This is a genomic window from Streptomyces sp. NPDC043870, assembly GCF_056435785.1.
The window spans coordinates 50,247-76,770 of record NZ_JBWKDT010000022.1 but is presented as its reverse complement, the minus strand read 5'-3'; the positions used below and the strand labels follow the sequence as shown (position 1 = coordinate 76,770).

The 26,524-nt window shown below is 69.7% G+C and carries 27 protein-coding genes and 2 pseudogenes; 17 read left to right on the top strand and 12 right to left on the bottom strand.

What is annotated here, in order from left to right; translation table 11 throughout:
- The first annotated feature begins 34 nt into the window (after positions 1–34).
- The 4 genes from AC0699_RS24780 (at position 35) to AC0699_RS24765 (ending at position 3,077) form a co-directional block, all read left to right on the top strand.
- Positions 35–841 carry a TioE family transcriptional regulator gene (locus tag AC0699_RS24780; RefSeq protein ID WP_478664000.1) on the top strand — a complete coding sequence of 269 codons (807 nt, stop codon included), beginning with the start codon at positions 35–37 and terminating at the stop codon, positions 839–841.
- Between the two features lie 199 nt (positions 842–1,040).
- Positions 1,041–1,934: an RNA polymerase sigma-70 factor gene (locus tag AC0699_RS24775; protein ID WP_478663998.1), complete on the top strand. Its 894-nt coding sequence runs from the start codon at positions 1,041–1,043 to the stop codon at positions 1,932–1,934.
- A gap of 46 nt (positions 1,935–1,980) precedes the next feature.
- Positions 1,981–2,757, top strand: a complete 777-nt coding sequence (locus tag AC0699_RS24770) for an SDR family oxidoreductase (RefSeq protein ID WP_478663996.1) — start codon at positions 1,981–1,983, stop codon at positions 2,755–2,757.
- A gap of 128 nt (positions 2,758–2,885) precedes the next feature.
- Positions 2,886–3,077: an SDR family oxidoreductase gene (locus AC0699_RS24765; RefSeq protein ID WP_478663994.1), complete on the top strand. Its 192-nt coding sequence runs from the start codon at positions 2,886–2,888 to the stop codon at positions 3,075–3,077.
- A gap of 31 nt (positions 3,078–3,108) precedes the next feature.
- On the opposite strand, the pseudogene AC0699_RS24760 reads toward AC0699_RS24765, so the two are convergent.
- Positions 3,109–3,207 (bottom strand): annotated as a pseudogene (locus tag AC0699_RS24760) (IS5/IS1182 family transposase); the annotation flags it as partial.
- A 473-nt stretch (positions 3,208–3,680) separates the two neighbouring features.
- Here AC0699_RS24760 and AC0699_RS24755 point away from each other — a divergent pair.
- The 3 genes from AC0699_RS24755 to AC0699_RS24745 all read left to right on the top strand — a co-directional run bounded on the left by AC0699_RS24755 (position 3,681) and on the right by AC0699_RS24745 (position 5,108).
- A complete protein-coding gene (locus AC0699_RS24755) occupies positions 3,681–4,004 on the top strand; it encodes a plasmid stabilization protein (RefSeq protein ID WP_478663992.1) in 324 nt (107 codons plus the stop codon).
- Between the two features lie 12 nt (positions 4,005–4,016).
- Positions 4,017–4,799, top strand: a complete 783-nt coding sequence (locus AC0699_RS24750) for an Fpg/Nei family DNA glycosylase (RefSeq protein WP_478663991.1) — start codon at positions 4,017–4,019, stop codon at positions 4,797–4,799.
- 78 nt (positions 4,800–4,877) lie between these two features.
- Positions 4,878–5,108 carry a DUF6480 family protein gene (locus AC0699_RS24745; protein WP_478663989.1) on the top strand — a complete coding sequence of 77 codons (231 nt, stop codon included), beginning with the start codon at positions 4,878–4,880 and terminating at the stop codon, positions 5,106–5,108.
- A gap of 73 nt (positions 5,109–5,181) precedes the next feature.
- Here the strand turns inward: AC0699_RS24745 and AC0699_RS24740 are convergent.
- Positions 5,182–5,433, bottom strand: a pseudogene (locus AC0699_RS24740) (DUF5709 domain-containing protein); the annotation flags it as partial.
- Positions 5,434–5,614: 181 nt separating this feature from the next.
- Here AC0699_RS24740 and ku point away from each other — a divergent pair.
- The 5 genes from ku to AC0699_RS24715 all read left to right on the top strand — a co-directional run bounded on the left by ku (position 5,615) and on the right by AC0699_RS24715 (position 10,272).
- The gene (gene ku, locus AC0699_RS24735; protein WP_478663987.1) at positions 5,615–6,604 is read left to right on the top strand and encodes a non-homologous end joining protein Ku; all 990 of its coding nucleotides are present in this window, start codon (positions 5,615–5,617) and stop codon (positions 6,602–6,604) included.
- An 86-nt stretch (positions 6,605–6,690) separates the two neighbouring features.
- Positions 6,691–8,532, top strand: a complete 1,842-nt coding sequence (locus AC0699_RS24730; protein ID WP_478663985.1) for a thiamine pyrophosphate-requiring protein — start codon at positions 6,691–6,693, stop codon at positions 8,530–8,532.
- Positions 8,533–8,558: 26 nt separating this feature from the next.
- Positions 8,559–9,230: a nucleotidyltransferase family protein gene (locus AC0699_RS24725; RefSeq protein ID WP_478663982.1), complete on the top strand. Its 672-nt coding sequence runs from the start codon at positions 8,559–8,561 to the stop codon at positions 9,228–9,230.
- Positions 9,227–9,517 (top strand): hypothetical protein, encoded by a 291-nt coding sequence (locus AC0699_RS24720; protein WP_478663980.1) that lies wholly within the window; start codon positions 9,227–9,229, stop codon positions 9,515–9,517. Before AC0699_RS24725 ends, AC0699_RS24720 begins: the two co-directional genes overlap by 4 nt.
- Positions 9,514–10,272, top strand: coding sequence for a metallophosphoesterase family protein (locus AC0699_RS24715; protein WP_478663977.1), 759 nt, complete (start codon positions 9,514–9,516; stop codon positions 10,270–10,272). The genes AC0699_RS24720 and AC0699_RS24715 overlap by 4 nt, the downstream gene beginning before the upstream one ends.
- Positions 10,273–10,485: 213 nt before the next feature.
- Here AC0699_RS24715 and AC0699_RS24710 read toward each other — a convergent pair whose 3' ends face one another.
- From AC0699_RS24710 to AC0699_RS24695, 4 genes are all read right to left on the bottom strand, one after another.
- A complete protein-coding gene (locus tag AC0699_RS24710) occupies positions 10,486–11,160 on the bottom strand; it encodes a DUF6766 family protein (protein WP_478663974.1) in 675 nt (224 codons plus the stop codon).
- Positions 11,161–11,270: 110 nt separating this feature from the next.
- A complete protein-coding gene (locus AC0699_RS24705) occupies positions 11,271–11,681 on the bottom strand; it encodes a hypothetical protein (RefSeq protein ID WP_478663972.1) in 411 nt (136 codons plus the stop codon).
- Positions 11,682–12,201: 520 nt separating this feature from the next.
- Positions 12,202–12,990, bottom strand: coding sequence for a sterol desaturase family protein (locus AC0699_RS24700; protein WP_478663969.1), 789 nt, complete (start codon positions 12,988–12,990; stop codon positions 12,202–12,204).
- A gap of 274 nt (positions 12,991–13,264) precedes the next feature.
- The gene (locus tag AC0699_RS24695; RefSeq protein WP_478663968.1) at positions 13,265–13,450 is read right to left on the bottom strand and encodes a hypothetical protein; all 186 of its coding nucleotides are present in this window, start codon (positions 13,448–13,450) and stop codon (positions 13,265–13,267) included.
- A 743-nt stretch (positions 13,451–14,193) separates the two neighbouring features.
- On the opposite strand from AC0699_RS24695, the gene AC0699_RS24690 reads away from it, so the two are divergent.
- From AC0699_RS24690 to AC0699_RS24675, 4 genes are all read left to right on the top strand, one after another.
- Positions 14,194–15,180 carry an AraC-like ligand-binding domain-containing protein gene (locus AC0699_RS24690; protein WP_478663966.1) on the top strand — a complete coding sequence of 329 codons (987 nt, stop codon included), beginning with the start codon at positions 14,194–14,196 and terminating at the stop codon, positions 15,178–15,180.
- A gap of 224 nt (positions 15,181–15,404) precedes the next feature.
- Entirely contained in the window at positions 15,405–15,833 is a 429-nt protein-coding gene (locus tag AC0699_RS24685; protein WP_478663963.1) for a hypothetical protein, read from the top strand.
- A 933-nt stretch (positions 15,834–16,766) separates the two neighbouring features.
- Positions 16,767–17,336 (top strand): hypothetical protein, encoded by a 570-nt coding sequence (locus AC0699_RS24680; protein ID WP_478663961.1) that lies wholly within the window; start codon positions 16,767–16,769, stop codon positions 17,334–17,336.
- 496 nt (positions 17,337–17,832) lie between these two features.
- Positions 17,833–19,059: a branched-chain amino acid ABC transporter substrate-binding protein gene (locus AC0699_RS24675; protein ID WP_478663958.1), complete on the top strand. Its 1,227-nt coding sequence runs from the start codon at positions 17,833–17,835 to the stop codon at positions 19,057–19,059.
- A gap of 287 nt (positions 19,060–19,346) precedes the next feature.
- On the opposite strand, the gene AC0699_RS24670 is transcribed toward AC0699_RS24675, so the two are convergent.
- From AC0699_RS24670 to AC0699_RS24660, 3 genes are all read right to left on the bottom strand, one after another.
- On the bottom strand, positions 19,347–20,105 hold the full coding sequence (locus AC0699_RS24670; RefSeq protein WP_478663955.1) for a hypothetical protein: 759 nt from the start codon (positions 20,103–20,105) through the stop codon (positions 19,347–19,349).
- 285 nt (positions 20,106–20,390) lie between these two features.
- On the bottom strand, positions 20,391–20,516 hold the full coding sequence (locus AC0699_RS24665) for a hypothetical protein (protein WP_478663952.1): 126 nt from the start codon (positions 20,514–20,516) through the stop codon (positions 20,391–20,393).
- A complete protein-coding gene (locus AC0699_RS24660; RefSeq protein WP_478663950.1) occupies positions 20,513–21,112 on the bottom strand; it encodes an SgcJ/EcaC family oxidoreductase in 600 nt (199 codons plus the stop codon). Before AC0699_RS24660 ends, AC0699_RS24665 begins: the two co-directional genes overlap by 4 nt.
- 164 nt (positions 21,113–21,276) lie before the next feature.
- Between AC0699_RS24660 and AC0699_RS24655 the strand changes: the two genes are divergently transcribed.
- Positions 21,277–21,753, top strand: a complete 477-nt coding sequence (locus tag AC0699_RS24655; protein ID WP_478663948.1) for a MarR family winged helix-turn-helix transcriptional regulator — start codon at positions 21,277–21,279, stop codon at positions 21,751–21,753.
- Between the two features lie 339 nt (positions 21,754–22,092).
- On the opposite strand, the gene AC0699_RS24650 is transcribed toward AC0699_RS24655, so the two are convergent.
- The 3 genes from AC0699_RS24650 to AC0699_RS24640 form a co-directional block, all read right to left on the bottom strand.
- A complete protein-coding gene (locus AC0699_RS24650) occupies positions 22,093–23,403 on the bottom strand; it encodes a hypothetical protein (protein WP_478663944.1) in 1,311 nt (436 codons plus the stop codon).
- Positions 23,404–23,589: 186 nt separating this feature from the next.
- Positions 23,590–23,739 (bottom strand): hypothetical protein, encoded by a 150-nt coding sequence (locus AC0699_RS24645; RefSeq protein WP_478663942.1) that lies wholly within the window; start codon positions 23,737–23,739, stop codon positions 23,590–23,592.
- 87 nt (positions 23,740–23,826) lie between these two features.
- Positions 23,827–26,292: a SpoIIE family protein phosphatase gene (locus AC0699_RS24640; RefSeq protein ID WP_478663939.1), complete on the bottom strand. Its 2,466-nt coding sequence runs from the start codon at positions 26,290–26,292 to the stop codon at positions 23,827–23,829.
- Between the last annotated feature and the right edge of the window lie 232 nt (positions 26,293–26,524).

Below are 26,524 nucleotides of genomic sequence, written 5' to 3'. Positions count from 1 at the left end.
TCGTTTGAAACTTTCCCACGATATCGTCGGGCAGGTGGGACGAAACCTTCAAAGCGGCGGGCAGCTCAGGCCGATTGATCTGGCGCGCGGGCACGGTCTGTCCACGCAGGCGGTCAGGAATTACGAGGAGGCCGGCATCCTTCCGGCCGCCGGTCGCACACCCCACGGCTACCGCACCTATACCTCGCTGCACGCGGGGGCCCTGCGCGCATTTCTTGCCCTGGTGCCCGGCCACGGCCACCAGAGGGCGGCGTCGATCATGCGGGCCGTGAACGAGGGCGCGGTCGATGAGGCGTTCCGCCTCATCGACGAGAGCCACGCCCAACTCCTCGACGACCGCCGGACCCTCCAGGCCGTGGAGAGCGCCCTCCGCGACCTGGAGCCCACGACGGCGTCCGACACCACCACGGCGCCCGACCGCACCACGGCGCCCGACCGCACCACGGCGCCCGAGCCCGGAGTGGGGTCCGAGCCGGCCGCGGGGTCCGGGCCGCCCGGTGACACGTTCATCGGGCCGCTGGCAGCGAAGCTCGGGATCCGGCCCGCGACGCTGCGTAAATGGGAGCGCGCCGGGTTGGTGCGCCCGCGCCGCGACCCGCTGACCGGCTACCGCCTCTACGGCGAGGCCGACGTGCGGGACGCCCGGCTGGCCCACCAGCTCAGGCGGGGCGGCTACCTGCTGGAGCAGATCGCCCCGCTGATCGCCCAGGTGCGGGCGGCCGGTGGGCTGGAGCCGCTGGAGGCCGCACTGTGCGACTGGCGCGGCCGGCTGTCCGCCCGCGGGCGGGCGATGCTGACCGGGGCCGCCGAACTGGAGGCGTACCTGCGCCAGCGCGGATGAGTTCGGTCGCCGGCTGAAGAGAACAAGGGGCACAGGCGGTTCCCTCTCCGCCGACCCGTCCGCCGTCGCGAATCCGAGCCGATCGAATGGGACCGCAAGGCGTGCCGCCGGTCTTCGCTCCGAAGTTCCTCAACCTTCTGGTCCACGGCAGGACGCCCCGGCCGCCGAGATCCTCAATGATCTTCTAGCGTAGGCGCTCATGGACAAGGCGCAGCAGTTCGAAGAGCACCGGCCCCGGCTGTTCTCGTTGGCATACCGGATGCTTGGGTCGGCGGCGGAGGCGGAGGATGCCGTGCAGGATGCGTACCTGCGGTGGCACGGGGCCGAGCCCGGGCAGGTCACTGCGCCGGGGCCGTGGCTGGCGAAGGTGCTCACGAATCTGTGCATGAACCGGCTGACCTCGGCGCGGGTGCGGCGTGTGGAGTACGTGGGGCCGTGGCTGCCGGAGCCGGTGCGGACCGATGACGGGTCACTGGGGCCGATGGAGACGGCGGAGCAGCGCGAGGCGGTGTCGCTGGCGGTGCTGGTGCTGATGGAGCGTTTGACGCCGCCGGAGCGCGCGGCGGTGGTGCTGCGTGACGCCTTCGGCTACAGCCATCGGGACGTCGCGGGCGTGATCGACTGCTCGGAGGCGAACGCGCGGCAGCTGTACCGCAGGGCGAAGCAGCATCTGGCGGACGGTCGCCAGAAGTTCGTGTCGTCCCCGGAGTCGAGCAGCGGGTTGCTGGCCCGGTTTCTGGAGGCGGCGGCTCAGGGTGCGATGGCGCAGTTGGAGGCACTGCTCGCCGACGACGTGGTTGCGTGGTCGGACGGCGGCGGCAAGGTCGGTGCGGCGCGACGGCCGGTCGTCGGCCGGGAGAGGGTGGCTCGGTACCTGGCAGGCCTGTCCGCCCGGTGGGCGAGTGGGGTACGGATCGAGATCGCCGAGGCGAACGGCGGTGCGGTGGTGCTCGGCTGGGAGGACGGCGAGCTGACTTCGTTGGGTGCGCTGGAGGTCGGCGAGGCGGGAATCATCGGGATTCGGATCGTCCGCAACCCTGACAAACTGGCCTTTCTGTCAAGTCAGTTGCGGGAGCTGTCACAGAACACGTGAGTCGTCGGTTCCTCATGAGTGACAGCGATACGAGAAGGGCTGGCTGATGAACAACAACGGGATCATGGTGACCGGGGCGACGGGCGTACTCGGCCGACAGGTGCTGGAGCGGGCGCGCCGCACCGGGGTGCCGGTGCGGGCGCTCACCCGCAAGGCCGTGCTGCCGGGCGATGCGGGGGTGACCTGGTTCACCGGTGATCTGGCGAGCGGCGCGGGCCTGGACGAGGCGTTCGCCGGCGTCCGTACGATCATTCACTGTGCGACCGACATCCGGCATTTCAAGAACGACATCCCGGCCCTCCACCACCTGCTGGAGGCCGCGAAGCGGGCCGGGGTCGAGCACGTCGTCAACATCTCGATCGTCGGCATCGACCGGATCCCGTACCCCTACTACCGGATCAAGCTGGAAGGGGAGCGGCTGCTGGCGGCGTCGGGAATCGGCTGGAGCAGTGTGCGCGCCACTCAGTTCCACGAGCTGTTGGACAGGATCTTCTCCGTCTTGTCCAAGCTGCCCGTGGTCATCGTGCCGGCCCGTACCGTCTGCCAGCCGGTCGACCCGGGTGAAGTCGCGGACCGGCTCGTCGAGTTGGCGCTGGCCGGCCCCGCTGGACAGGTGCCGGACCTGGCCGGGCCAACGGTGTACACGGCAGGCGGGCTGGCCAGGAACTGGCTGCGGGCAGCGGGCAAGCGCCGCCTCGTCCTGCCGGTGCTCATCCCGGGGAAGGCCGGCGCGGGCCTTCGTTCCGGGGCTCTGACCGCGCCCGACCGCGCGGTGGGCAAGCGGACCTGGGAGGAATATCTGGCGAAGAAGTTCGCTCGCTGACGTCGACGCGACGTTGCGTGGCACCCGGGGGGGTTGAGGGCACGGAAGCAATCCGGCGCCTCCATCCGTCCACGTAGGGCAATCGCCCGGCTGGTCGCCCGGCACTCGGTCGACTGCCGGATGAGACTTTGTGGGCGGATGCTCTACGAGACCGCCGCGCGGGCGCAGGAGATGGATCCCGGGCGGTCACGAGCGGCCGGTCGTTATGCGCGAACGTCGAGGGGACACGGGAGCTGCTGCGGCTCGCGGCCGAAGGCCGCCCCAAGCGCCTTCACCATGTCTCGCCCGCTGAGGCAGTCCAGCGAGTTGCACCGGGCTGATCCCTCCGGCAGCGCATGGCTGGACCGTGTGGTCGAAACCGGGCGGACGTCCTCCGGCCGAGCCGCGGTGGAGGCGGTGTCCGGCGTGGTCACGCCGCTCCGGGATGGTGTGCGGGATCTGCCTCTGGCGTCGGCCGCGCGAGCGCCCGATCGCGTGATCGTCCGGCTCGGGCCCCGCCGCCCGTATCGGCCCTGGCTGCCTCTGTTCACCGAGCTCCCGCCTGCGAGGCACCGCAGACCAGGTCCATGAAGAACAACCCGACGGTTTGACGTCGGCGCAGCCGGGCAGCCGCCGCAATGCCCCGGGTGCGAACCATCCAGCCCATACGGAGGCCCGCAGGCAGCAACCGATCGCGAAAGCAGCAAGTCCGGGTGAAGCTGGACTGACGCGCGCGTAAGGAGACGCGGAGAGGCGCGGAGGGCCGGGAGGCAGGCCCCTCGGCACGGGACGTCAAGGTGGTGCTGGAAGACATCGGGACCGTTTCGCAGCCGGCGCGTTGCCGAGCCCGACACAGCCCGGTGACCCGAACGGTGTCACCGGATGGACGTCGGAGGCAGGGCGACGGGCGTTCACCAAGAGCACACAGGCGTAAAGGAGCTGTCATGCCCAGGGGATCGAGTTCCAAGCGGGAGCGACAGTACGAGCACATCAAGGAAAGTGCCGAGAAGCGCGGGGAGAGCACGAAGCGGGCCAAGGAGATCGCGGCCCGTACGGTGAACAAGGAACGGGCGCGTTCGGGCGAGTCCCGCACCGCCAGTAAGAGCTCGACCCAGGACAAGTCGTCCTCCCAGCGAGGCGGAGAGCGATCGGGCAAGGGTTCACAGGGCCCGACCTACGACCAGCTCTACGCCGAGGCCCAGCGCCGCAACATCCACGGCCGGTCCTCGATGAACAAGTCCGAGCTGAAGCGGTCGCTCGGCCATTGATTGTGAAGGAATATGCCCGAGCTGCCGGACGTCGAGGGCTTCCGCAAGGTACTGAGCACCTGCGGGCGCGGCCGGCGTGTCACGAACGTCGACATACGAGATGCCGGGGTGCTGCGCGGAGTCACCGCGAGGCGGCTGCGGAAGGAGATGGAAGGGGCTCGGTTCGGGACACCGTGGCGCCACGGCAAGTGGCTGATCGCGCCGACCGACGGCGGACCCACACTCGTCTGGCACTTCGGAATGACGGGAGCGCTGCTGTGCGCCTCCGTGGAGGACCCCCTGGATCCCCACGACCGCGTCGTGCTGACGCTCGACGACGAGCGGCAACTGCGCTATCGCGACCAGCGCAAGCTCCAGGGCGTCCAGCTCGCCGGAGACGACGCCGCCGTCGAGCGGATCCTGGCCGATCTCGGTCCCGACGCCCTCACCGTGGACCGGGCGGCGTTCCTGGAGCTTCTGGCCGGCCGGCGGGGGGCCGTGAAGGGCGTGCTCATGGACCAGTCCGTGATCGCCGGTCTGGGAAACCTGCTCAGCGACGAGATCCTCTGGAGGGCACGCGTGGCACCGGGGCGCCCGGCGCGGGGCCTGAGCGAGGCGGAGGGCAGGCGCGCGTACGCCGCGATGGGCCGCGTGCTCAAGTCCTCGGTGAACGCCGAGCGCGTCCCACCGCGGCGTACCTGGCTCACCGGTCGCCGGGACGACAACGAGCCGGAGTGCCCGCGCTGCAGCGAAGCGCTGCGATCGCGTCGTATCTCCGGCCGACGTACCCTCTGGTGCCCGCACTGCCAAAGCTGAGCGCGGCGCCGACCAGCCGAAACAACGTGATGCGTAGCCGACGTCATTACATCGGAGCGCATGGGGCACCCACCCGGTATGAGCACGAGCAATCCCGATCCTGATCCTCGCGTGACCCCCGGCCTGGAGCCCGGTGGTTCGGTGCCTCCGGGCGAGACCCCGCCCGCCGAGGCCGGCACGGCCTCGGGCACCGGCCCGCACGAGACCCGCACACGCGGCTGGGCCAAGGGCCCGATGTCCGTGGTCGCGGTCGTCGTCGTGCTGATCGCCGCGTTCTTCCTCGCGTACGCCCTGATCCTGCTGGTCTGACGACCGCACAGCCCTGCCCCCGGGTCGTTGCGGAGCCTCACTCTGCGTGCCGTCGCGTCTCCTCCTCGTACACGGGCACGTCGGAATCCGGGACCTCCTGTGCCAGGCGCTCGTCGAGGGATTCGCCCGCCTGCTGCTCCGCGCCCGTCGTGCCGTACTTCTCCACACCCAGCGGGCGCTCGGGAGGCGAGTACCCGTCGTCGAGGCTGTCGTCGGTCTGGGCGTCGTCGAGCGCGTTCTGCAGGTCCAGCTCGTCATCAGGACGGTTCTGCACATCGGAGTGCTGGGGCTGGTAGACATCGTCGCCTCGTCCTTGGTCGGACATGGCGCACCCCTTTCGTAGGAGCTTCCCCCTGCCGGACCACGGCCTGTCGGGCAGATACCCCGGCAGGCACCGGCGGCCGACTCGTGGTGCTGCGGCGAATCGACACGCCGGCCCCCTTCCTCCAGCGTGTCACCGGCCACCGGCCGGGTACCCCCCAGAAGGGGGCCGGAGGTGAGAATCCATGGCGCGGGCGGTGTGGAGCGGCGCGCTGACGTTCGGGCTGGTCACGGTGCCCGTGCAGATGTTCAGCGCGACCGAGAGCCACACGATCCACTTCCACCGGCTGCAGCGCGGCACGTCGGACCGCGTACGCAACAAGCGCGTGAACGAACGCACCGACGAGGAGGTGCCGCCGGAGGAGATCGTCAAGGGCTTCGACACCGGCGACGCGTACGTGATCGTCGAGCCCGGCGAGCTGGACGACATCGCCCCGGGCCGCTCCCGGTCCCTGGAGATCAGCGGCTTCGTCGACCTGGACGAGGTCGATCCGATCTTCTTCGACAAGACCTACTACCTGGGCCCGAAGGGCAAGGAGTACCGCAAGGTCTACGCCGTGCTCCGGGATGCCCTGGCCCGTTCGAACAGAGCCGGTATCGCGACGTTCGTCATGCGCAATCGCGAGTACCTGGTCGCGGTCAAGGCCGAGGCGGGCATCCTGACCCTCCACACGCTGCACTGGTCCGACGAGATCCGCGACCCGCAGAAGGAGATCCCCGACCTGCCGCGCTCGGCCAAAGTCACCGACCGCGAGCTGAAGACGGCCCGGCAGCTGGTCGACACGCTGAGCATGGACTGGGAGCCCGAGGCGTTCCACGACACCTACCAGGAGGAGGTCGCCCTGCTCCTGAAGGCCAAGCAGGCCGGAGAGCCGGTCGAGAAGGCGGAACAGCCGCCGGAGTCCACCGACGTGACCGACCTGATGGACGCCCTGCAGGCCAGCCTCGACCGGGCCCGGGAGCCGAAGGGCGGGCGTGGCGGGCGTACCCGCGCGAAATGCGACGACGCCGGGCGGGGAGCCGGGAAGGCAACCGATCTGGAAGGCCTCACCAAGGACGAGCTCTACCGGCGCGCCGCCGACGCAGGTGTCCCGGGCCGCTCCTCCATGAACCGCGAGGAAATCGTCAGAGCCCTCACGAAGGGAAGCGGCCGGCGCACGGCCCGCGCCGCCTGACAACCGCCCGGCCGACAGTGAGCGAGTCCTCGACCGGCCGTCCCCGAAGGCCGGCCGGCCACCCGACGCGAACGGAGTCCACCACGATGAAGGTTTCCGACCACATCCTCGAACGGCTTCGCGCATGGGGCGTCGAGCACGTCTTCGCCTACCCCGGCGACGGCATCAACGGACTGCTCGCCGCATGGGGACGCGCCGGCGACACCCCGCAGTTCATCCAGTCCCGCCATGAGGAGATGTCCGCCTTCGAGGCCGTCGGCTACGCGAAGTACTCGGGCCGCACCGGAGTCTGCGCCGCGACGTCGGGCCCCGGGGCCATCCACCTCCTCAACGGCCTCTACGACGCCAAGCTCGACCATGTCCCCGTCGTGGCCGTGGTCGGGCAGACCGACCGCAGCGCGATGGGCGGTTCGTACCAGCAGGAGGTCGACCTCGTGTCGCTCTACAAGGACGTCGCCTCGGAGTTCTGCGCCATGGTCACTGTCCCGCAGCAGCTGCCCAACGTCCTGGACCGGGCCATGCGCGTCGCGGCCGCACGCCGCACCGCGACGGCCGTGATCGTCCCCGCCGACGTGCAGGACCTGGAGTACGAGGCGCCCGCGCACGCCTTCAAGATGGTGCCGTCCAGCCTGGGGACCGGTCACTGCGCACCGGTGCCCTCCGACGAGGACCTCGCCCGCTGCGCCGAGATCCTCAACGCCGGGGAGCGCGTCGCCGTGCTCATCGGCCAGGGGGCCCGGAACGCGCGCGCCGAGGTGGAGGAGCTCGCCGACGTCCTGGGGGCCGGTGTCGCGAAGGCGCTGCTGGGCAAGGACGTTCTGCCCGACACGCTGCCGTACGTCACCGGCGCGATCGGGCCGCTGGGCACCCGGCCCTCGTACGAGCTGATGCGCGACTGCGACACGCTGCTGGTGATCGGCTCCAGCTTCCCGTACAGCCAGTTCCTGCCGGAGTACGGGCGGGTGCGGGCCGTGCAGGTCGAGATCGAGCCGTCCATGGCGGGGCTGCGCTACCCGTTCGAGCTCAATGTGCTGGGCGATGCTGCGGAGACCCTCAAGCGGCTGATCCCCCTGCTGGTCCGCAAGCACGACCGGTCCTGGCGGGGGGCTGTCGAGCGGAACACGCACCGCTGGTGGGAGGTGATGGAGCGGCGTGCCGCCGTGTCCGCCGATCCGGTCAACCCGGAGTTCGTGGTGCACGCGCTCGACCGTTTGCTGCCCGATGACGCGGTCCTGGCCGCGGACTCCGGATCGGCGGCCAACTGGTACGCCCGCCACCTGCGGATACGCGGCAGTATGCGCGGGTCCCTGTCGGGCACCCTGGCCACGATGGGTTCGGGCGTCCCGTACGCCATCGGTGCCAAGTTCGCCCTGCCCCGACGGCCGGCGATCGCGCTCGTCGGCGACGGTGCGATGCAGATGAACGGCCTCTCCGAGCTGATCACAGCCGCCAAGTACTGGCCGCAGTGGCCGGATCCCCGTCTCGTCGTCGCCGTCCTCAACAACCAGGACCTCAATCAGGCGACCTGGGAGATGCGCGCCCTCGAAGGCGCGCCGCAGTTCGAGGAGTCCCAGCGCCTGCCCGACGTTCCGTACGCCGCCTTCGCGCGGGAGCTGGGCCTCGACGGGGCGCGCGTGACCGACCCCGGCGACGTGGAGCAGATCTGGCGTCAGGCCCTCGCGTCCGACCGGCCCTTCGTCATCGACTTCCGCACGGACCCCGCCGTCCCGCCCATCCCTCCGCACGCGACATGGGACCAGATACGGGCGACGGCCACCGCCGTGTGGCGCGGTGACAGCGACAGGGGCTCGGTGATCCGTCAGGGCGTCAAGGCGAAGATGCAGGAATTCCTCCCCGGTGGCGGCGCAGGCGCCAAGGCCAGTGGCGGCAAAGCCGGTGGCGCCAAGACCGGTGGCGCCAAGGGCTGATGGGCCGGCAGGACGGAGTGGTGGTCATGAACCGCATGAGCGAGACCCACGGCGACGGCCGTCGGCCGCACCTCGCACGTGCCGCCGGCGACCCGGAGCACAACGCGTCCCGCGACCTTCCCCCGGACCACACCCAGTCGATCCTGGAGACGACCAAGCAGGTGGCGGCGCTGCTCAAGGCGTCCGGGTACCCCTTCGCGCTCGCGGGCAGCGTCGCGGCGCACGCGCACGGCGTACCTGCGGTGCTGCAGCACGACACGGACTTCTGCATCCGACGCGAGGACGTCGACGGGGTGGTCCAGGATCTGCGCGAGGGCGGTGTCGAAATCGTGCCCGCGCCCGAGGACTGGCTGGTCAAGGCGCGGGCGGGGGGTGAGGAGATCGACCTGATCTTCGAGCTGGCCCATCGGCCGGTGACCGGCGACATGCTCAGGAACGCGCCCGTACTGTCCGTCGACTCGGTGCGGATGCCGGTCCTGACGCCGTACGACCTGCTGAGCAGCCGGCTAGCCGCCCTGTCCGAGCACCACTGCGACTTCGGCCCCCTGCTCACCGTCGCCCGCACCCTGCGCGAGCGCATCGACTGGGAGGCGCTGCGGGAGGAGCACCGGCAGGAGCCGCTCGCGGACGCGTTCCTTTACCTCCTCGAACGACTCGAGGTCATCGAGCACGGGGACCGGAGGGAGGCGGGGCCGTGAAGCCCGACCGGAGCGGCACCGGCGTGGCCGCCGGTGGCCACCGTGGCGACAGCGCCTACCGGATCGCGCGCCTGCGCGAGCGCCTCGCCGGTGACGACATCGCCGAGCTGGGCATACGCATCGACGAGCGGGGCAGCGCGGTCCTGCTGTCCGGCACCGTCGCCACCGCAGCACGCAGGGACGACATTCTGCGTATCGCCACCGAGGAGTTGGGCAGCATGCCCGTCCGATCCGACCTGATGATCGCCTCGGCGGAGGCCCCCGACCGCAGCGAGGAACTCCCATGATCCGGATCGCGGCCGTCGGCGACATCCATCTGGGAGAGGACTGCCGGGGACTGCTCAGGCCCGCCTTCGACACCCTCGACGGCTGCGCGGACGTCCTGCTGCTCGCAGGCGACCTCACTCGCCACGGCACCGTCGCGGAGGCAGAGGTCGTGGCCGCCGAGGTGGCCGGGCTGCCGGTCCCGGTCGTGGGCGTCCTGGGCAATCACGACTACCACAGCGACCGCGAGGCCGAAGTGACGGCCGTGCTGACCGAGGCCGGTGTGACGGTCCTCGAGGGCGACGCCACGATGCTGGACATCCGCGGCACGAAGGTCGGCATCGCCGGCACCAAGGGCTTCGGCGGAGGCTACACCGGCCGCAGCGCCGGCGAGTTCGGCGAACCCGTGATGAAGGAGTTCGTCCGCCACACCCGCCGCTGCGCGACAAGCCTGCGGCGAGCCCTCGACATGCTCGCGGCGCAGGGCTGCGCGGTACGGATCGCCCTGATGCACTTCTCGCCCGTGCCGGACACCCTCGCCGGAGAGCCGCCCGAGATCTATCCCTTCCTCGGCAGCTACCTGCTGGCCGAGGCGGTGGACGAGTCGGGCGCGGACCTGGCTGTGCACGGCCATGCGCACCGGGGTGTCGAGCACGGCATGACGGCGGGCGGTGTCCTCGTACGCAACGTGGCCCAGCCCGTGATCGGCCGCGCCTTCGCCGTGTATCACCTTCAGGTGCGCCGACGCCGTTGTGACGGGTCGGTGCTCCCGCTCTAGGGGCCCGAGTCGGAACGTCTTCCATGGCGCCGCCTGCCGGCGGCCACATCGGCCGGGCTCGTCAGCGTCTTCCTCGCTCATGATCAGAGCGGTCGTCGTCCACTGCGCAAGGCGGGTGCCGGCCGAGCAGGACTACACCTTCGTCGTCGAGAAGGAACAGGACTACGCCTTCGCCGTCAAGAAGGAAGGGGAGTGAGCCGTCGACCCCACCCGCTATCCCTCGACACCGGTCGAGGTGTGGGCGGCACCGACGGGCTTGGACTCGGGCGAGCCGCGCTGGCGGAGATAGACGGACAGGATGGCCATGGAGGCCACGGCGAGCAGTTCCGACTGCCAGTTCTGCAGGGAGCGGCTCCAGAAGTCCGCTGAGACCAGGTAGTCGCCCCAGCTGACGGGCGCCTGGAGCTGGCGCAGGCGTTGCCCGTTGTACGCAGCGGCCCCGGCAATGGACTGGGCAAGCCAGGAGAGGAGGAACAGGCTCGCCATGACGAGCCCCAAGGAGCGGGAGAACAATGCCTGCCGCCAGTCCAGGGTGCTCGCCCAGCGCGGTGAATCGAGGCGGGCGTGTTCGCCCATCAGCTGGTCCTTCTCCGACTCCACGCCGGCCTTGTGTGTTTCCTTCGACTCCGGTGAACCACGCTGCAGCAGATAGACGGTGCCGAATACGTAGAGGAAGAACTGCAGGTACTCCGACTGCCAGTTCTCGGTGACGTCCACGGCGAAGTCCGACGACATCAGGTAGTCGCCGAAGCCGATCTGGGCGAGCCCGTCCACGGCCAGTTGCTGGTTGAACTCGGAATGACCTGCGATCGCCTGGCCGTACAGAACCAGCAGGAAGGCAGAACCGAACACCAATGTCAGCGAATTGTCATGCACGAACCGGCGCATTTTCTGCGGCCCTCCCCATACTCACCGGTGCAGAAGTCCCAGAGTGATGAAGTAGGCCAGGCCTCCGAGCACCGTGACCAGACAGAGAGTGAACAAGACCCGCACCGGTCTCAGCCTCCCTTGACCTGGCAGTCGTACGGCTTGCCGGCCTCAGGCACACAGCCCGCTGCGACCACCCGCCAGCCGCTCCCGAACAGTGACAGGAACAGCGTGTCGCCCTGGAGCGTGACCATCGCCTGTTGTCCGTACACCGTGCTCTCCCGTACGGCGCCCCCGTCAGGGAGCTGCTCTTCCTTCAGTGCCGAGGCGCACTGCGTCTGCCCGGAGTGCTCTGTCTCGGCGAGTGTCTCCGGAGCCAGGAGCGTACAGGCGGCTTCGGTGTCCCCCTTGCGGACGGCCCTCTCGAACCTCTCGGCCACGGCAGCGGCCTCCGAGCCTCGCGCGCCCGCGGTGCCGCATCCGCCTGCCAGGGCCAGCGCGAGCATCGTCGGCACGAGCGTGCGAAACGTTCGTCCGCTCAAAACCGCCTCCGTCGCGGCGCGGTGTTGCATGGCACTGCTGCTTCCGTCGCGAGGGGCGGTACGGCGAAGCTCTGGCCTTCCGCGGGCTCGAGCATGGACACGTTCCCTTCAGGGCGCGGCGCGTGCAGCCATTTTCCTCGTGCCGGGGCACATTCACCCGCCCGTCCGGTCCCACAGCGCAGTCACGTCGCCCGTTCGGCCGCAGTCGGAGGGAGTCCGAATGTCCATGGGCTGTTTCGCCGCCGGCAGCGTCTTGGTGTCGGTCACAGTTGCCGACCGGGTTGCAGGCTCGGGTGGATGCGGCGTCGTTCCGGTCGGTCGCCCCAGGAACCAGGGCCAGCAGCGGACCCGCCATCGCGGCCGCTACCACGGTCAGTGGCGTACGGATCATGCCCCGGTCGGTGAGGATCCGGGCCGGCACCGGGAACGCGGTGATCTACATGGCGATGCCCATGAAGAGCATGAACGCCGTCTTGTCGCCGGCCACCCGGACAGCAGTGACGCGGCGGGCGCCGGCCGGCTACCGCGGGTCGGCCACCTCCGGGGCGCCGTGGTCGGCTCTGTTCGTGAGGCCCATCCGCTCCCGGTCGTATGCCGGGTCCAGGGTGCCGAAGATCCGGTCCCATGCGGTGGTGTAGAAACCCAGGTTGACGGCGGGGTCGGCGTGGTGGGCGCCGTGGAAGCTCGACAGGGGGAACCAACGGAAGACCTCGAGCCGCCGTAGCCGTGGCGGCCACGGTTCCACACCCAGATGCCCGAGCGTCCCCATGACGAGGTTGATCACCGCATAGCCGACCAGGGCCCAGGCATGAAGCGGATACAGACACAGCACCACCAGCCATGTGCTGCCGAAGCCGACGACCTCCAAAGGGTGCAGGACGAACAGTGTCGAGGGACGCGGATCGACCCAGCGGTGGTGCAGCTGGTGAACGAGCGGGTACAGCCGAGGATGATGCGCGGCTGCGTGCCCCAGGTACATGGCCATATCCATGATCAGGGTGAATCCGACCAGATCGAGGACCGCCCACAGGTCCACGCCGGGCCGCAGCACCAGCCAGCCCTGCTGCCACAGCGACCAACCGGCCACTGTGACAGCGGCGTTGAGCAGGACGGCTGTCGCGATAAGCGCGCCTTCCAACGGCGACAGCCGCCTGGCCTCGGCACTCGGTCCCCCTTCACCGGCCGCCCACCGTCGCAGCAGAACGCCGAGCGCCACGGCGAGCACAAGTACCAAGCCGTTCTGAGCCAGCGCCATCCCGGCGGCCTCCTGCCAGGTCAGCCGCTGCGCCCACCCTGCTATCCCCTCCATCGGGCACCCCCCATTGCCGCACGAACCGGTCACGGCAGTGTCCCAGACGTCGTGAATGGGCCAGGTCCAGCCTGACTTCGCCGCCTGCACGGGTGAGCTGCGCCGGTCTCCGGCATGGGCCGGAGCCACCACGCACTGGAACGGCCTGTACATGCGGGACCGGCGCCGCCCCGACCCTGCGTTCCCGCCTCCCGCGCGACGTCGAGGGACGGTCGACGCGTACGTGGAGGAAGCGGGGACCGGACGGCCCGGTCTCCCGTCTGTCAAGGCCGCCTCAGGAAACGACGGCCAGCTTGCCGCGGACCTTCGTGCCTGCCCGGTGGTACTGCTTGTAGTAGGCGGCGAGTGACTTGATGTCGGTGGGGTTGAGCTTGATGCAGCCTTGGGAGAGGTAGTCGTTGGGGCTGCGGTTGGTCCATTGCTGGGACTCGACGCTGCCCTGGCCGCCACTGCGCGTCATCTCACTGTGGATGAACAGCTCGGTGCGTGTGGCGGTGCCGGCCGCGCAGGTCTTGTCGCTCAGCTTGAAGACGACGCCCTTGATTGCACTCCCGTTGTACTCCGGGTACAGAGTGACGTCGTAGTAGCCGTTGGGCAGCCAACCCTTGTTTTTCGTGCACTCGTTCTTGACACCGAGTCCTGATCCAGCGCGCCAGGAGATGTCAGTGTCGTCGAGTACGCGTACGGTTCCGCGGCGTGGGCGGTCGCGGAGCCGAGGCCGGTGAGCACCAGTGTTCCAAGGGCCATGGATGTCGCGGCAAACCGGGTGGCAGAGCGGTGCATGTGGTTCCGGTGCATGGTGTGGCTCCCCCGATGTTCCGTAGCGAAGGCCACCTTCAGGTGGTCGCAGGACTGATGTTGCGGACTTGGTCTCCAACACGCGTCAAGTGGCCCTGCGGTTGCGGGGTTTGAGCGACACCAGACCCTGCGAGGCTGGGCGGACGGCCGAATGCCGAGGGGGGAGCGCACACTGGCCATCGACCGGAGCAGGGGTGTCGGGACGGGCGCGGGCGGAACCTCGCCCCGGCACTCCGCGGCCTCGTCCGCATGGCTACGTCCAGCGCATCCCGATCCTGGACGGAGGGCCGGCTGAGCAGCGCGCCCTGCCCTTCGAGACGGCGTGCGTTGCGCGCATCCGTTGATCAGACGCTTATCGGCACCCTGTGTGATCTTCTGAGACTCACGATCCAGGGGGAAGAACGCGTGCTGAACGAGATGGTGTTCCGGAGTGAGGATGTGCCGCCGGCGGACCGGTTGGCCTACTGGGCGGAGCGTGTGGGGCAAACTCATGCTCCTGTGCGCATGAGCAGCGATCACGCCCACGACTTCCGGGCTACCCAACGTGTGCTGGACCTCGGTGCCGTGTCTGTGTGGCCGGCCACGTTCCAGCAGCTGGTCATCCGGCGCACGCCGAAACTGATCCGTCAGTCCGACCCGGAGCTGTACCACCTCTCACTTGTCGTGGGCGGGACGGGGATAGGCAACTGGGACGGCCACGAGACCGTCTACCGGCCGTCCGACCTGCATATCAACGATTCCTCGGTGCCGTGGGAGATCCGCACGGGCATGGACCCCGTGACGGCTGTCGGGCTCGAGATCCCCAAGTCGCTGTTACCGCTGCCGCGCGGTACGGCCGGCCGCACGGTCCCCAGGCGAGTACCGGCCCGGACAGGGATCGGCGTGCTGCTGGCGCAGTTCCTCACCCAACTGATCGCGGACACCACCCCCTACCAGCCCTCCGACGGGGCCCGGCTGGGAACGGTCCTGACCGATCTGGTCACGGCGCTCTTCGCTCACGTCTTCGAAGCCGAGCGCACCCTGCCGCCGGACACCCACAGGCGAACCCTCGTCCTGCGGATCAAAAGCTTCATCCAGGAGCACCTGCACGACCCGCAGCTCACCCCGGCTGCTGTCGCTACCGCGCACCACATCTCCACCAGCTATCTGCACCGCCTCTTCCAGGACGAAGAGGCCACGGTCGCCGCGTGGATCCGCCTGCGGCGCCTGGAGGCCGCCCGCCGCGACCTCACCGATCCGGCACTGCACTCCACGCCCATCCACGTCATCGCAACTCGCTGGGGCTTTCCCCGCGCAGCCGATTTCAGCCGCGCGTTCCGTGCTGCGTACCACCTCCCGCCGAGGGACTACAGGTGTCAGGCGCCCAATGGCCCGAAGTCGACTCTCAGCTAAGTGACTTGTGGACCGTGCGCTAACGACTCTGCGGCGCCATTCCAGGATCCTTTCCGGAGGCGTAGGGCCATGACCAGGCCCTGGACACCATGCCGTACGCCGTCCGCCGCCTGGGCAATCGTGGCCACCGACCGGCAGGTCGCGACGTTGCTGCCTGTCGCCGAGCCTTTCGGCTGCGCGCGGAGGTGCGGCCAGGCGGACCACAACGACAAGGGGAACATCCAATGCAGAAGACAACCAAGCGGCTCGCTTCCATGGCTGCAGGCGGCGTCCTGCTCACCGGCGCAGTACTTGGATTCGGGGCAGGGCCGGCAAGTGCCGCACCTTCGGTCACCTTCAGCGAGTCTCCCAACGGGAACGGCACGACGATCTATGCCTACATCAACGGCCAGTTCGCCGGTGACGGCAAGTGGCACCAAGACCCGTCCGGTGCCCAGACCGGTGACACGGTGTGCGCCGAGGACGGCACGGGCGACGGCTACTACATTCGCGCCGAACTCGCCGTCGGAGTCTCCGCCAACACCAAGGGCGACCCCGCCCCGGCAGTCCACTGCAGCACCCAGAACCTTCCCGAGGGTCACACCTACAACATGCGGGTCTGCGTGGTGAAGTCCGAGCCCATCTGCTCGCGGTGGTACTCCGTCACCGCCTGACCGCCCCCGACCACCTCACGGCCCCCGCACTCAGAAGGGTGCGGGGCCGTGGCACGTACGGGGCCAACCGGCCCACGGAACAGCGAGATAGGGTTACGCGCATGGAAAACGCACGTTCGAAAGGGCCGACGGGCTTCAGGTAGCCCGCCAGGAGATACCTGGCGGTTGCTGCGAACGGAGTCCCGTGTCACGCACCGCCCACCACCTTCCCCCTTCATACAGCCGGAGGGCACACGGCTGCTCTCCAGAGAGCCTCTGGCGTTCCGTGGTTCTCTACGACCTCAGGTACAGCGCCCGCAGCTTCACCGAGGCGACACGAGCGTCCACAAGGCCCCAACCTCGCATGATCCGTCACACGGTCGATGTCTACTCATTCGCTCGACGCAAGCGGGACCGCTCCATCGCTCAGTGGTCCGCAGTGGAGGAGCGCCGTGCGCGACAGCGGCTACGAACCCAAGTGGGGACTCTCCTGAGGCTGGTGAACTCCACCACCGACGAACTCGCACTCGATGACGCGGACACGGTGGACGTACCGCCGGCGCGTCATCGGCGTAACTCGCTCTGGCACGCGTAGCCGGCACCGGAGAACCACCCCACCCGGAACCCACGCCGGCCGATGCGTCCTGCATCGGTCGGCCTTGGAGGCTGCCTGCCCCATCGGCCAAGCCCACCCGCACGCCAGGGCCTCACACCCGATGAGGAGCGGCATTCAGGCCGACGGATCGATCGGGTACCGGTCGCAGCGCGGTACGGCGACGCGGCCGACGCCGATGATTCGGCAGGGTCCGCCGGACGGTCCCTGAGGGTGACCGGTGGGAGGGCCGCCTCGCCCGTGCGGCGGATGCGGTCGCGACCCTCGAACGACGCCTGGGCGCAGCGGTGTTGGCGACGATCGACGCGAACGTCATCACATGCCCAGATCGGAGCCTGACCGTGCTGAAGAAGACCCTGCGGGCCGCCGCCGTCCTCGCCCTCGTCGCCGCTGTTGCCGCCCCCGCGGCCGCCGCCCCTGCGCCCGAAGCCGCGCCCGACGCCCCACCGACCAGCTTCGCCTCCTCCCTCGAGGGGGAGGCGCGACTGGGCTACGACATCGCCGAGGAGGAGGTGCGGGTAACCGTCGACGCCCACTCCACCTACACCGTGGGCAGCATGCCCACCCGTTCCTGGGGCACCTTCCGTATCTCCCACGTCATCGACGGCCGTGACTACTGGGGCGACTTCGAGGTCGACTGCCTCACCACCGGCGGCCCCACCGCCACTGTGACCGGCCGACTCGTCCGCACCAGCGCCGGCCACCCGTGGCAGACGCACCTGGACCCTCACACCCGCATGGGCGTGAGCTTCTACGTCCCCAGGAACGGCAACGCACGCGCCGGGCTGTCCGGAGCGACGGCCAAGGGCGCGCCCCTGCTGACCAAGTGCATGGCGCCCGCCGCCGACATGGCGGTCGTCGACGGTGGTTACACCCTGCGGGACAGGGCCACGAAGAATCCGGGGTACTAGGCAGTTCCGATGGATCGTGTGACCCACCTGGTGATGGATCGTTCCGGTCGATGTGGGGCGGGGCATCGTCCCGGTACCGGCGCTCCTGAGCGCATTGTCGACGCACGCCGGGACCGGCTCCAGGCCGGTGGGCCCTTTCACGACGTACCGACTTCGCATGCAGCACGTTGCCGACGAGGCCGCAGCCGCTGCCCCCGCTTGTGCGGGCGGCGGCGTGCGGGCCGGGGCCGCACTTCTGCCGAGGGCCCGAATGGACAGCCGCCGCTTCGCGCGACGGCGTCCACTGACACGCTTCACCGCCGCACGGTGACCTCGGGACCGGCCTCGTGGAGGGAAATCCTCCGCCTGAGCGGCGCCATAACAAGAGAATCACATCGGTTCGCCCCCTCTGCTCGTTTCGGTGGACGTCACATAGAGTCACGCCAGCCGCCGTGCCAGAGGACCGATCTTCGGCCCTGACAACGCGGTCGGCGTCTTGAAAGGGAAAGGACCGAACGTGCGCAACCGTTCTCTCATAGCTGTGACCGCCGCGCTCGCCGCCGGAGCGCTTTCGCTCACGGCGTGCGGCTCCCGTGACGCAGGCAAGGCCGACGATGCCTCCGGCGACGGCTCCACCGTCGTCACCATCGGTTTCGACGCGCCGTTGACCGGGGAGCTCTCCGCTCTCGGCCTCGGCATGAAGAACTCGGTCGACCTTGCCGTCAAGCAGGCCAACAAGAACAAGGAGGTGCCCGGCGTCACCTTCAAGATCGAGGCTCTCGACGACCAGGCACAGCCCTCCTCCGGCCAGCAGAACGCCACCAAGCTCGTCGCCGACAAGAGCGTCATCGGAGTCGTCGGCCCCCTGAACTCCTCCGTGGCCCAGTCGATGCAGAAGGTCTTCGACGCCGCCCAGGTGTCCGAGGTCTCGGTCAACACCAACCCCGCCCTCACCCAGGGCGACAAGTGGGACACAGGCGAAAAGGTTCGGCCGTTCAAGACGTACTTCCGGACCGCGACCACGGACGCCATCCAGGGTCCGTTCGCCGCGGAGTACCTGTACAGCACGGCCAAGAAGAGGAAGGTCTTCGTCGTCGACGACAAGAAGACCTACGGCGCAGGCCTGGCCGCGACGTTCTCCGCCCACTTCAAGAAGCTCGGCGGCACGGTCGTCGGCACCGATCACGTCAACCCGGATGCCAAGGACTTCGCCTCCGTGGCCACCAAGATCAAGAACTCGGGGGCGGACGTCGTCTACTACGGCGGTGAGTACCCGGCGGCCGGCCCGCTCAGCGCGCAGGTCAAGAAGTCGGGCGCCGCGATCCCGCTCATCGGTGGCGACGCGATCTACAGCGACGAGTACCTCAAGCTCACGGGTGCCCGCGGCGACGGCGACTTGGCCACGTCCGTAGGCGCGCCCGTCGAGAGCCTGCCCTCCGCCAAGCAGTTCATCGAGGACTACAAGGCGGCCGGGTACAAGGAGGCGTACGGAGCCTACGGCGGCTTCTCCTACGACTCGGCCTGGGCGATCATCCAGGCGGTGAAGGCCGTGGCCAAGGACGGCAAGCTGCCCTCCGACGCCCGCGCCAAGGTCGCCGAGGCCCTGCAGAAGGTCTCCTTCGACGGAGTCACGGGCAAGGTCTCCTTCGACGAATTCGGTGACGCCACCAACAAGCAGCTCACCGTCTACAAGGTCACGGGCGGTGCGTGGAAGGCGGAGACCACGGGCACGTTCGGAGGCTGACCGACCGTGCGGTCGCGCATCATCCCGCCGCTGGCCGGCTGCGACTCGCCCCTTCCGGGCCTGCGCAGGCGATGATCATCCACCGCAGCGGTGGTACGAGGCCGGGCTGCTCCCTTCTGTACGGAGGGACCAGCCCGGCCTCGTAGGTTCGTGCTGCGAGCGCCCGAGCGCCCGAGGGCGGGAAGGCCGGCAAGGCCGGTGCCGGGCATGATGCGGTCGACCGTGTCCGCCGGGGTGCTGTCGGAGCCGATGACGGTCTTGGGCATTCCGGTCGGTCAGGCCGCCTGTCAGTAGCGGTGGCCCGGCCACTGCGGATCCGTCCATCGGTCGTCGCCGGTCAGCCCGAGCAGTCGTATCCGGTGCAGTAGTTGCACGGATGCACCGCTCGCGCGCAGGCGTGGCGCGGCGTGACCAAGGAGCCAGCCGGTCAGCTCATCGCGCATCTCCTTCTCATTCTCCCAGGCGTGCCAGGGGAGGTCGTCGCCGAGCAGGTCGTACTCCCACTCCGCCACGGCCTCGGCGAGACGCCGGTCGCTGAGATGACCCGTCAGCTCCGCCCAGTCGGTGAGCCATGGGGTGACCGTGTGCGACGCCTCGGCACACAGGACGAAGACCTGATGAGCAGGCACGGCGGTGTCCGGGTCGGTGAGGGCCAGGGCCCACCAGGCGTGCAGGAACTCCCACACCGGGCTGGCGTGGTCGCCGGGCCACTCCTGCCAGCCACTCGCGCGGAAGGCGCGCGCCCAGTCCTCCGGACCGAACGTGTCGTCCGCCTCGCCACTGACCAGCGCCCTCGCAAACTGCGGCAGTATGCGGCGAAGCATGGCCCCCTGATCGGTCCAGTCGACAGCCTGCCAGGTCCTTCGCAGGAGGTCCGGGTCCAGCTCCACGTCGGGTGTCTTCAACAGGGCGAGCTCGTCGGCGCTGCCCCAGTGACACTCGCAGTTCGACTCGTCGGGCCGCGCGGTCATACCGCGGAAGGTGCAGGCGAGGCCGTCCAGCGCAGCGGCGAGACGGCGGCCAGTGGGATGATCGGCGAGCTGCATGGGCCCTGCCTTCAAGGACTCCGGTACGGCTCCCGCCGCCCGAAGATCCCGACCCTACACCGCGGCGCTCCTTCGCCGCCTCCACAAAGGGCGCTCAAGCACCGAACGACCACTGCACAGCGCGTACGGCCGGCCGGCAGTAGGTCGTGAGGATCGGGGCGAGGCGGTGTTCCGGCTCGTCGGCAGTCGTGCCGTGATCGTATCGACCGCACGCCGGAGAACTAGATGCTCCGGGGCGGGCGGCGGCGAGGAGGGCATGGGCGAGGGTGACGACTGCCTCGCGGTTCAGGCGAATTGCCGCCTGGACCTGATCGAGGTCGGTGCCGGCTTCGTGTGGCCTTCGGCGGCCGGGGCAAGGGCGAGGGCGCGGCTGATGCCCTTGGTGGCGCCGGTGATGCGGGTGCGGGTCACTTCTCCGCCTTCGGGGCCGTGGCGGGGGAGTAGAGGAAGGAGAACCGTTCCATCACGTTCTGGCGCTGGGTGTTGTGGAAGGCGGCGATCCGCCAGGTGCGGTCGGTGTCGCGGACCAGGGTGTATGTCTGGACCTTGGAGAGCTCGTCGATTCCGGGCTTGTCACCGGTGTAGTCGTCGCCGCGGCCCGTGAGGAGGACGACGTCCTTGCTGAGGAACCGCATGTCGAGGTACGTGGCGGCGAGCTTGCTGCCCTTGACGAAATCCTTGAAGAGCGCCCGGTGACCTTCGGTGATGTCGGCACGGCCCTCGTAGTGGCTGCCGACGTAGGTGGTGTAGGTGCCGTTCTCGGTGAACTGGCGGCCGTAGGCGTCCGCGTCACCGTCTCCCCAGGCGGCGGTGAGGGCGTCGAGGGTGGCGCAGACGGCCTCACCGTCGCGTCGGTCGGCGTCGGCCGGGATGACGTCGGTGCAGGCTTCGACGCCGGTGCGCTGTACCTCGGAGGTGGCGTCGAGGTAGATGTACGCGCCGCCGGCGCCGAGGGCGAGGACAGCGGTGGTGGCGAGGGCGACGCGCTTGACGACCTTGGTGTTCATGGTGATGCCTCTCGATGGGTGAGGCGAGCGAAGGTGACGTGACGTGCACGGTCCGCTCGGCGGTTTCGGGCAGGTGGCGGCCGCTGCGGAATTGACTACACTGGTGCAGCAACTGCGTGCATGCATTATCTGCACACGCGCAGATATTAGGCAAGGGGAATGATGTGGCGACGGCGGAGCAGGACGACCAGCGGGCGGTCTTTCGGGACTACATCGATGCCGTGGGACTGCACGGCATGGCGGGCGCGGAGGCGGCGGGCCTTCAGGCGTCCGAGTGGTACGCGCTCAGTCGCATCACCCTGGCCGGCGGGCTCACCTCGGGCGAACTCGCGGCCGGGACGGGGCTCACGACGGGCGCAACGACGCGGCTGATCGACCGGCTGGAGCGTGCGGGGTACGTTCGCCGCGCCGCCGACCCCGCCGACCGGCGCAAGGTCGTGGTGGAGGCCGTGCCCGACGCACTGGCGGGCGTCGAGGCGGTCGTGGGTCCCGCCCGGCGGCGCATCGCCGAGGTGCTCGCGGGCTACACGCCGGAGCAACGGGACCTGCTCTTCGACTACTTCGCGCGGGCGGCTCCCGCCTTCCGCGAGGCGACGGAGGAGATTCGCGCGGCTACGCACGAACGCAAAGGACGCTCCTGAACTTGACTGGGTGTCGGGGGTCGTAGTGCCTGATCAGTTACAGGCACTCAGGATTCCGCGCCGCAGGGACAGTTCGTGCGACCTGCGGTTCTTCCCGCGGTCTCGGACTCCGGGGTCTCGGACTCCGCGGTCCCGGACTCCGCGGTCCCGGACCCCGGGGCCGCGGTGCAGCACGGCCGGGCAGGGGTTGCCCCCGAAGGCGGCTGGACCTGGACAGTGGGCTCGACGGTTGCTTTCAGCGGGGGACCGGGGGCTGTGCCGCGTCCCGGCCGATACGGCCACGAGCGCCCGGAGCTGCTGCGCACAGCGGCGAGAGGGTCCGGGCCATGCGTGGACGAGTCAGGCGCGCACGAAGGGCGTGCAGACGGCGTGATGGCCCAGATGGACCTTGCGGCTGGTGTTGACAAAGGTGGCGTGGCCGCACAGCAGTCGGGAGCCGGCCGCCTCGCGGGCGTAGATCGGGGTCAGGCGGATCCGCGCTCGGGGCATGACGCACAGCGCTCTGCTCTCGGGGTGGAGGAACTCGACATCGAAACGGTCGCTGTCCACGAGATCGCTGACGAGAAAGCGGGCGGCCGTCGCCTCGGGACGGCCCGGGACGTGGCCGGCCGCGGCCGCGTCGAGCGCACGACGCCAACTGCGCGCCGAATGGTCGCCGAAGAACACGCCGCGGCTGCCCCAGGTGAACTCCGAGGCGCTCGCGTCGATGACCTTCAGCACCTTGTCCCTGCCGTGGGCTTCGAGCTCCTCCAGCAGCCCCTCGTCGGGCCGTGCCGGCAGCACTCGCGACTGCGGCACGCCCGTGCGCAGTACGGCCAGGACCTCCTCGCCGAGCCGGTCGGCGATCCGGGCTTCCACCACGGGATCCCATACGAGCGAGAGCAGCGCCTTGGTGCCGTAGCCGTGGAACAACGGGTTGATCAGCCGCTCCGCGGCCGCGACGATCCGCCGGCGAAGCGGGGTCTCGTACTGGCGCAGTTCCTTGACATAGGCGAACCGCCAGCCCGTACGTCCGTCGTCACGGAACGCGGAAAAGTACTCCACGTCCACGGGGTGGCCGAATTCCTCGCGCATACGGCGGGCCACCAGCTCGTTCTCGGGGCGATAGGTCGGGTACTGGTCGTCCATCCAGATCCGGTCGATGCCACGCACGTGGAAGGCATGGAACAGCGGCCCGGCCGGAACGCCGTAGGCCTGCTCCAGAGCGTGCATCTTCCCGACGTTGCCGAAGGCCTCCTCCATCTCCGTCACACGCGGGATCCCCTGGCTGACCACGACGTCGAGCCGGAACAACTCGATGCGGCGATCGAGGTCGTGGCCGCGCAGGTCCTCGGGAACACCGATGTCCAGTACGGCCCGGACACGTGGGTCGCCTTCCGCGTACAGCTCCTGGACGGCGTCGCAGAGCGCGAAGATCCCGGCTCCGAGCCGCTCCAGCCGCCGGGTCAGCACGGGACCGAGCGGGAAGGGCCGGGAAGCCACGAGCCAGGGCGCCCGGGACGGATCCGACCCGCCGTAGCGCACCTTCAGCGCCACGAGCGCCTCCTCGGCGCCGATCGCCGCGCCGAGCCGGTCAGGATCCTGCCCCGTCGGCACGTAGACGACATCCGCGAGATCGTGCCGACGCTCCTGCCGGGCGAAGGTTCCCACGAGGCAACCCTAGGACAGCGTCCCTTCCGGTGCCGGTGCGTCGTCGAGCGGCGGCCGGCGCGGTCGTGGACGGGATACGACGGTTCGCCCCGGCGGATTGCCGCACCCCCGGCGCGGCCGCCGGTCCGGCCTGTGGGGCACCGAGTTCACCGGGCCCGGGTACTGCTCCGCGGCGTGCAAGGCCGCTCACTTCGAAGGCGGCGCCACTGCCTGGAGGCCGTCGACGTCGGCCGGGCCTGCGCCGCGCCCGATACCACCGCTGGCCTCTCGTGCCGGATCCACCGCGACGCCGACGGGCGTGCCATCGGTGCCCCCGGCGACGAACAACTCACGCATGTCATGAAGCGCGCACGCGGCGCCGAGAACTGAGAGGCCCGCCGGCTGGCTTTGCGCGACACGGGCAGTCGGCCTGAGTCGCTGTCGTCACATCGTCGGCCGGGGCCGGTCCGTGCGGTCCGGTACCGCTGGGGAGGGCAGTGGTTGTTCGGCCCAAATGGTCTTGCCGTCGTGGACATAGCGGGCGCCCCACCGCTCTGCGATCTGGGCCACCAGGAACAGGCCGCGGCCGCCCTCGTCGGTGCTGCGAGCCTGTCGCAGGTGTGGTGACGTGCTGCTCGTGTCGGAGACCTCGCAGATGAGGTGGCGGTCACGGATGAGCCGGAGCCTCACCGGTCCGCCCCCGTACCGGTAGGCGTTGGTGATCAGCTCGCTGACGATCAGTTCGGTGCTGAAGGCCATGCCCTCCAGCCCCCACTCGGTGAGTTGGGAGACCGTCAGAGTACGGGCCCGGCCGGCCGCCGTCGCCTCTGCGGGCAGGGTCCAGGTGGCCACCGTGTCGGGGGCCATGCCGCGGGCGCGGGCGATGAGCAGCGCGACGTCGTCGTCCGGACAGGCGGGCAACAACGTGTCCTCGACCGCTTTGCACGTGTCCTCCAGCGAGCGGCTGGGATCGCCCAGTGCCAGGCGCAGAAGCTCCAGCCCTTCGCTCAGATCGCGGCGCTGCGCCTGGACGAGCCCATTGGTGTACAGGGTGAGAAGACTGCCCTCGGCCAGGTCCAGTTCGGCGGTCTCGAACGGCAGCCCGCCCAGGCCGAGCGGCGGGCCGGCGGGCAGGTCGGGGAAGCGGACCCGTCCGTCCGGCTCGACCACTGCCGGCGGCAGGTGGCCGGCGCGGGCGAGGGTGCAGCGCCGGGAGACCGGGTCGTAGACCGCGTAGAGGCACGTTGCGCCGATGACCTGCGGAGTGGTGCTGGGGGTCGGATCCTGCTCGCTCGCCAGGCGGTCCACGAGATCGTCCAGCTGGGAGAGGACCTCGTCCGGAGGCAGGTCCTGGCTGGCCAGGGTGTGCACGGCGGTGCGCAGACGGCCCATGGTGGCCGTGGCATGGAGGCCATGCCCGACGACATCGCCGACGACGAGGGCGATACGGAGCCCGGAGAGCGGGATGACGTCGAACCAGTCGCCGCCGACCCCCGCGGTGGGGTCGGCCGGGAGGTACCGATGGGCGATCTCGGCCGCCGGGTGCTCGGGCACCTCCTGCGGCAGCAGGCTGCGCTGCAGGGTGAGCGCCGCCTCGTGCTGCTGGGTGTAGCGGCGGGCGTTGTCGATGCACACGGCGGCGCGGGAGGCGAACTCCTCGGCCAGTGTCAGGTCGTCTTCCTCGAACGGCTCGGGCCGCTGCCACCGCCACAGGCTCATCAACCCCAGGACGAGCCCGCGCGCGACCAACGGCACCGCGATCAGTGAGTGGATGCCCAAGTCATGGAATGCCTTCACCCTGGCCGGTTCCTCCAGAGCCCACTCTGAGGGGACCTCCACCATCGGGTCGAGGACGGGGCGCAGCTCGGACAGCACCCTCGCCCGGACGGAGTACGGAGGAAGCTGCATCACGTGGCCTTCCGGATACACCACCTGCAACGCCTCGGGCGAGATGCTTCGGACAGCCGCCCGGACCACTGGCCCGGACGGGTCCTGCGCGGGCTCCTCGCCACGGGTCACAGGCTCGATCAGGTCCACGGAGACACAGTCCGCGAGGTCGGGGACCGCCACCTCGGCCAGCTCGCGCGCAGTCCTGGTCACGTCCAGCGTCGTCCCGATACGGGCGCTGGCCTCGTTCAGCAGCGCCAGTCTCCGGCGCGCCCGGAAGCGGTCGGTGACGTCCTCCACCGTCTGGGTGACCCCCAGGACCCGGCCGGAGACGTCCTGCATCCGGAACGCCGAGATGGATACGACGAGTTCCCGGTGGGGGTCCCGCTGCAGTCGGCATGGCAGCTCGGTGAAGATCAGAGGCTCACCGGTTTCGAGGACGCGACGAAGTTCGGCCTCGTTCGCTTCCGCGTCGGGGCCCATGAGGAAGTCGCCGATACGCAGCCCACGGTACTGCTCGGCCGGGATCCCGCCCCACCGGGCGATCGCGCGGTTCACCCGCAGGATGCCCAGGTCCGGAGCGTGGATGGAAAGACCGATCGGGGACCGTCGGAACAGTCCGTCCAGCATCGACCGGTCCGTCTCCCACTGGATCACTTCCTCCGCCGGCGCCCCTACCAGGAACCACTCGCGACCGGCGTCGGCCCTCACAACTGCCCGGGCCCGGCATCCCAGCTCCACCCGGCTGCCGTCGCGGTCGCGGACGGGCACGACCCCGAACCAGCCCCGATTGTTCACACAGGCCGCGACCACGTCCATGACGACGGCTGCGTCTCGGGGGTTGACCAGGGCGTCGAGCGCCGGTCGGCCCAGCACGTCCGCGGTCGAATAGCCGAGCAGTGACTCGGCCAGCGTGCTCCAGCCGACGACCCTGCCGTGGTCGTCCAGCACCGCCGAGGCCGCGCGATCCACGGAGAACGGGTCTTCCGGGCCCTCGCTGAACGTGGTCACCCGCGTGTCCATCGCCACCGCCCTCGTCGCGTCCGAGTGGAGGCCGCACAGCCGGGCCCGAGCGGTACGCGTCGGCCCGGCCGTGGTTCCAGTCCAGTATCGGCCGCGCAGGGGAACCCCGCGTCCGTGCTCACGCACCGCTGTCGTGCACGCCCGCTCCGCTACTGGTGGAGAGGGAGCTGCGCGCCGCGGTTGCCGGCACGGTTGGCCATGCGCTGTCGAACCGTCGGTTCTGCCGCCGCAC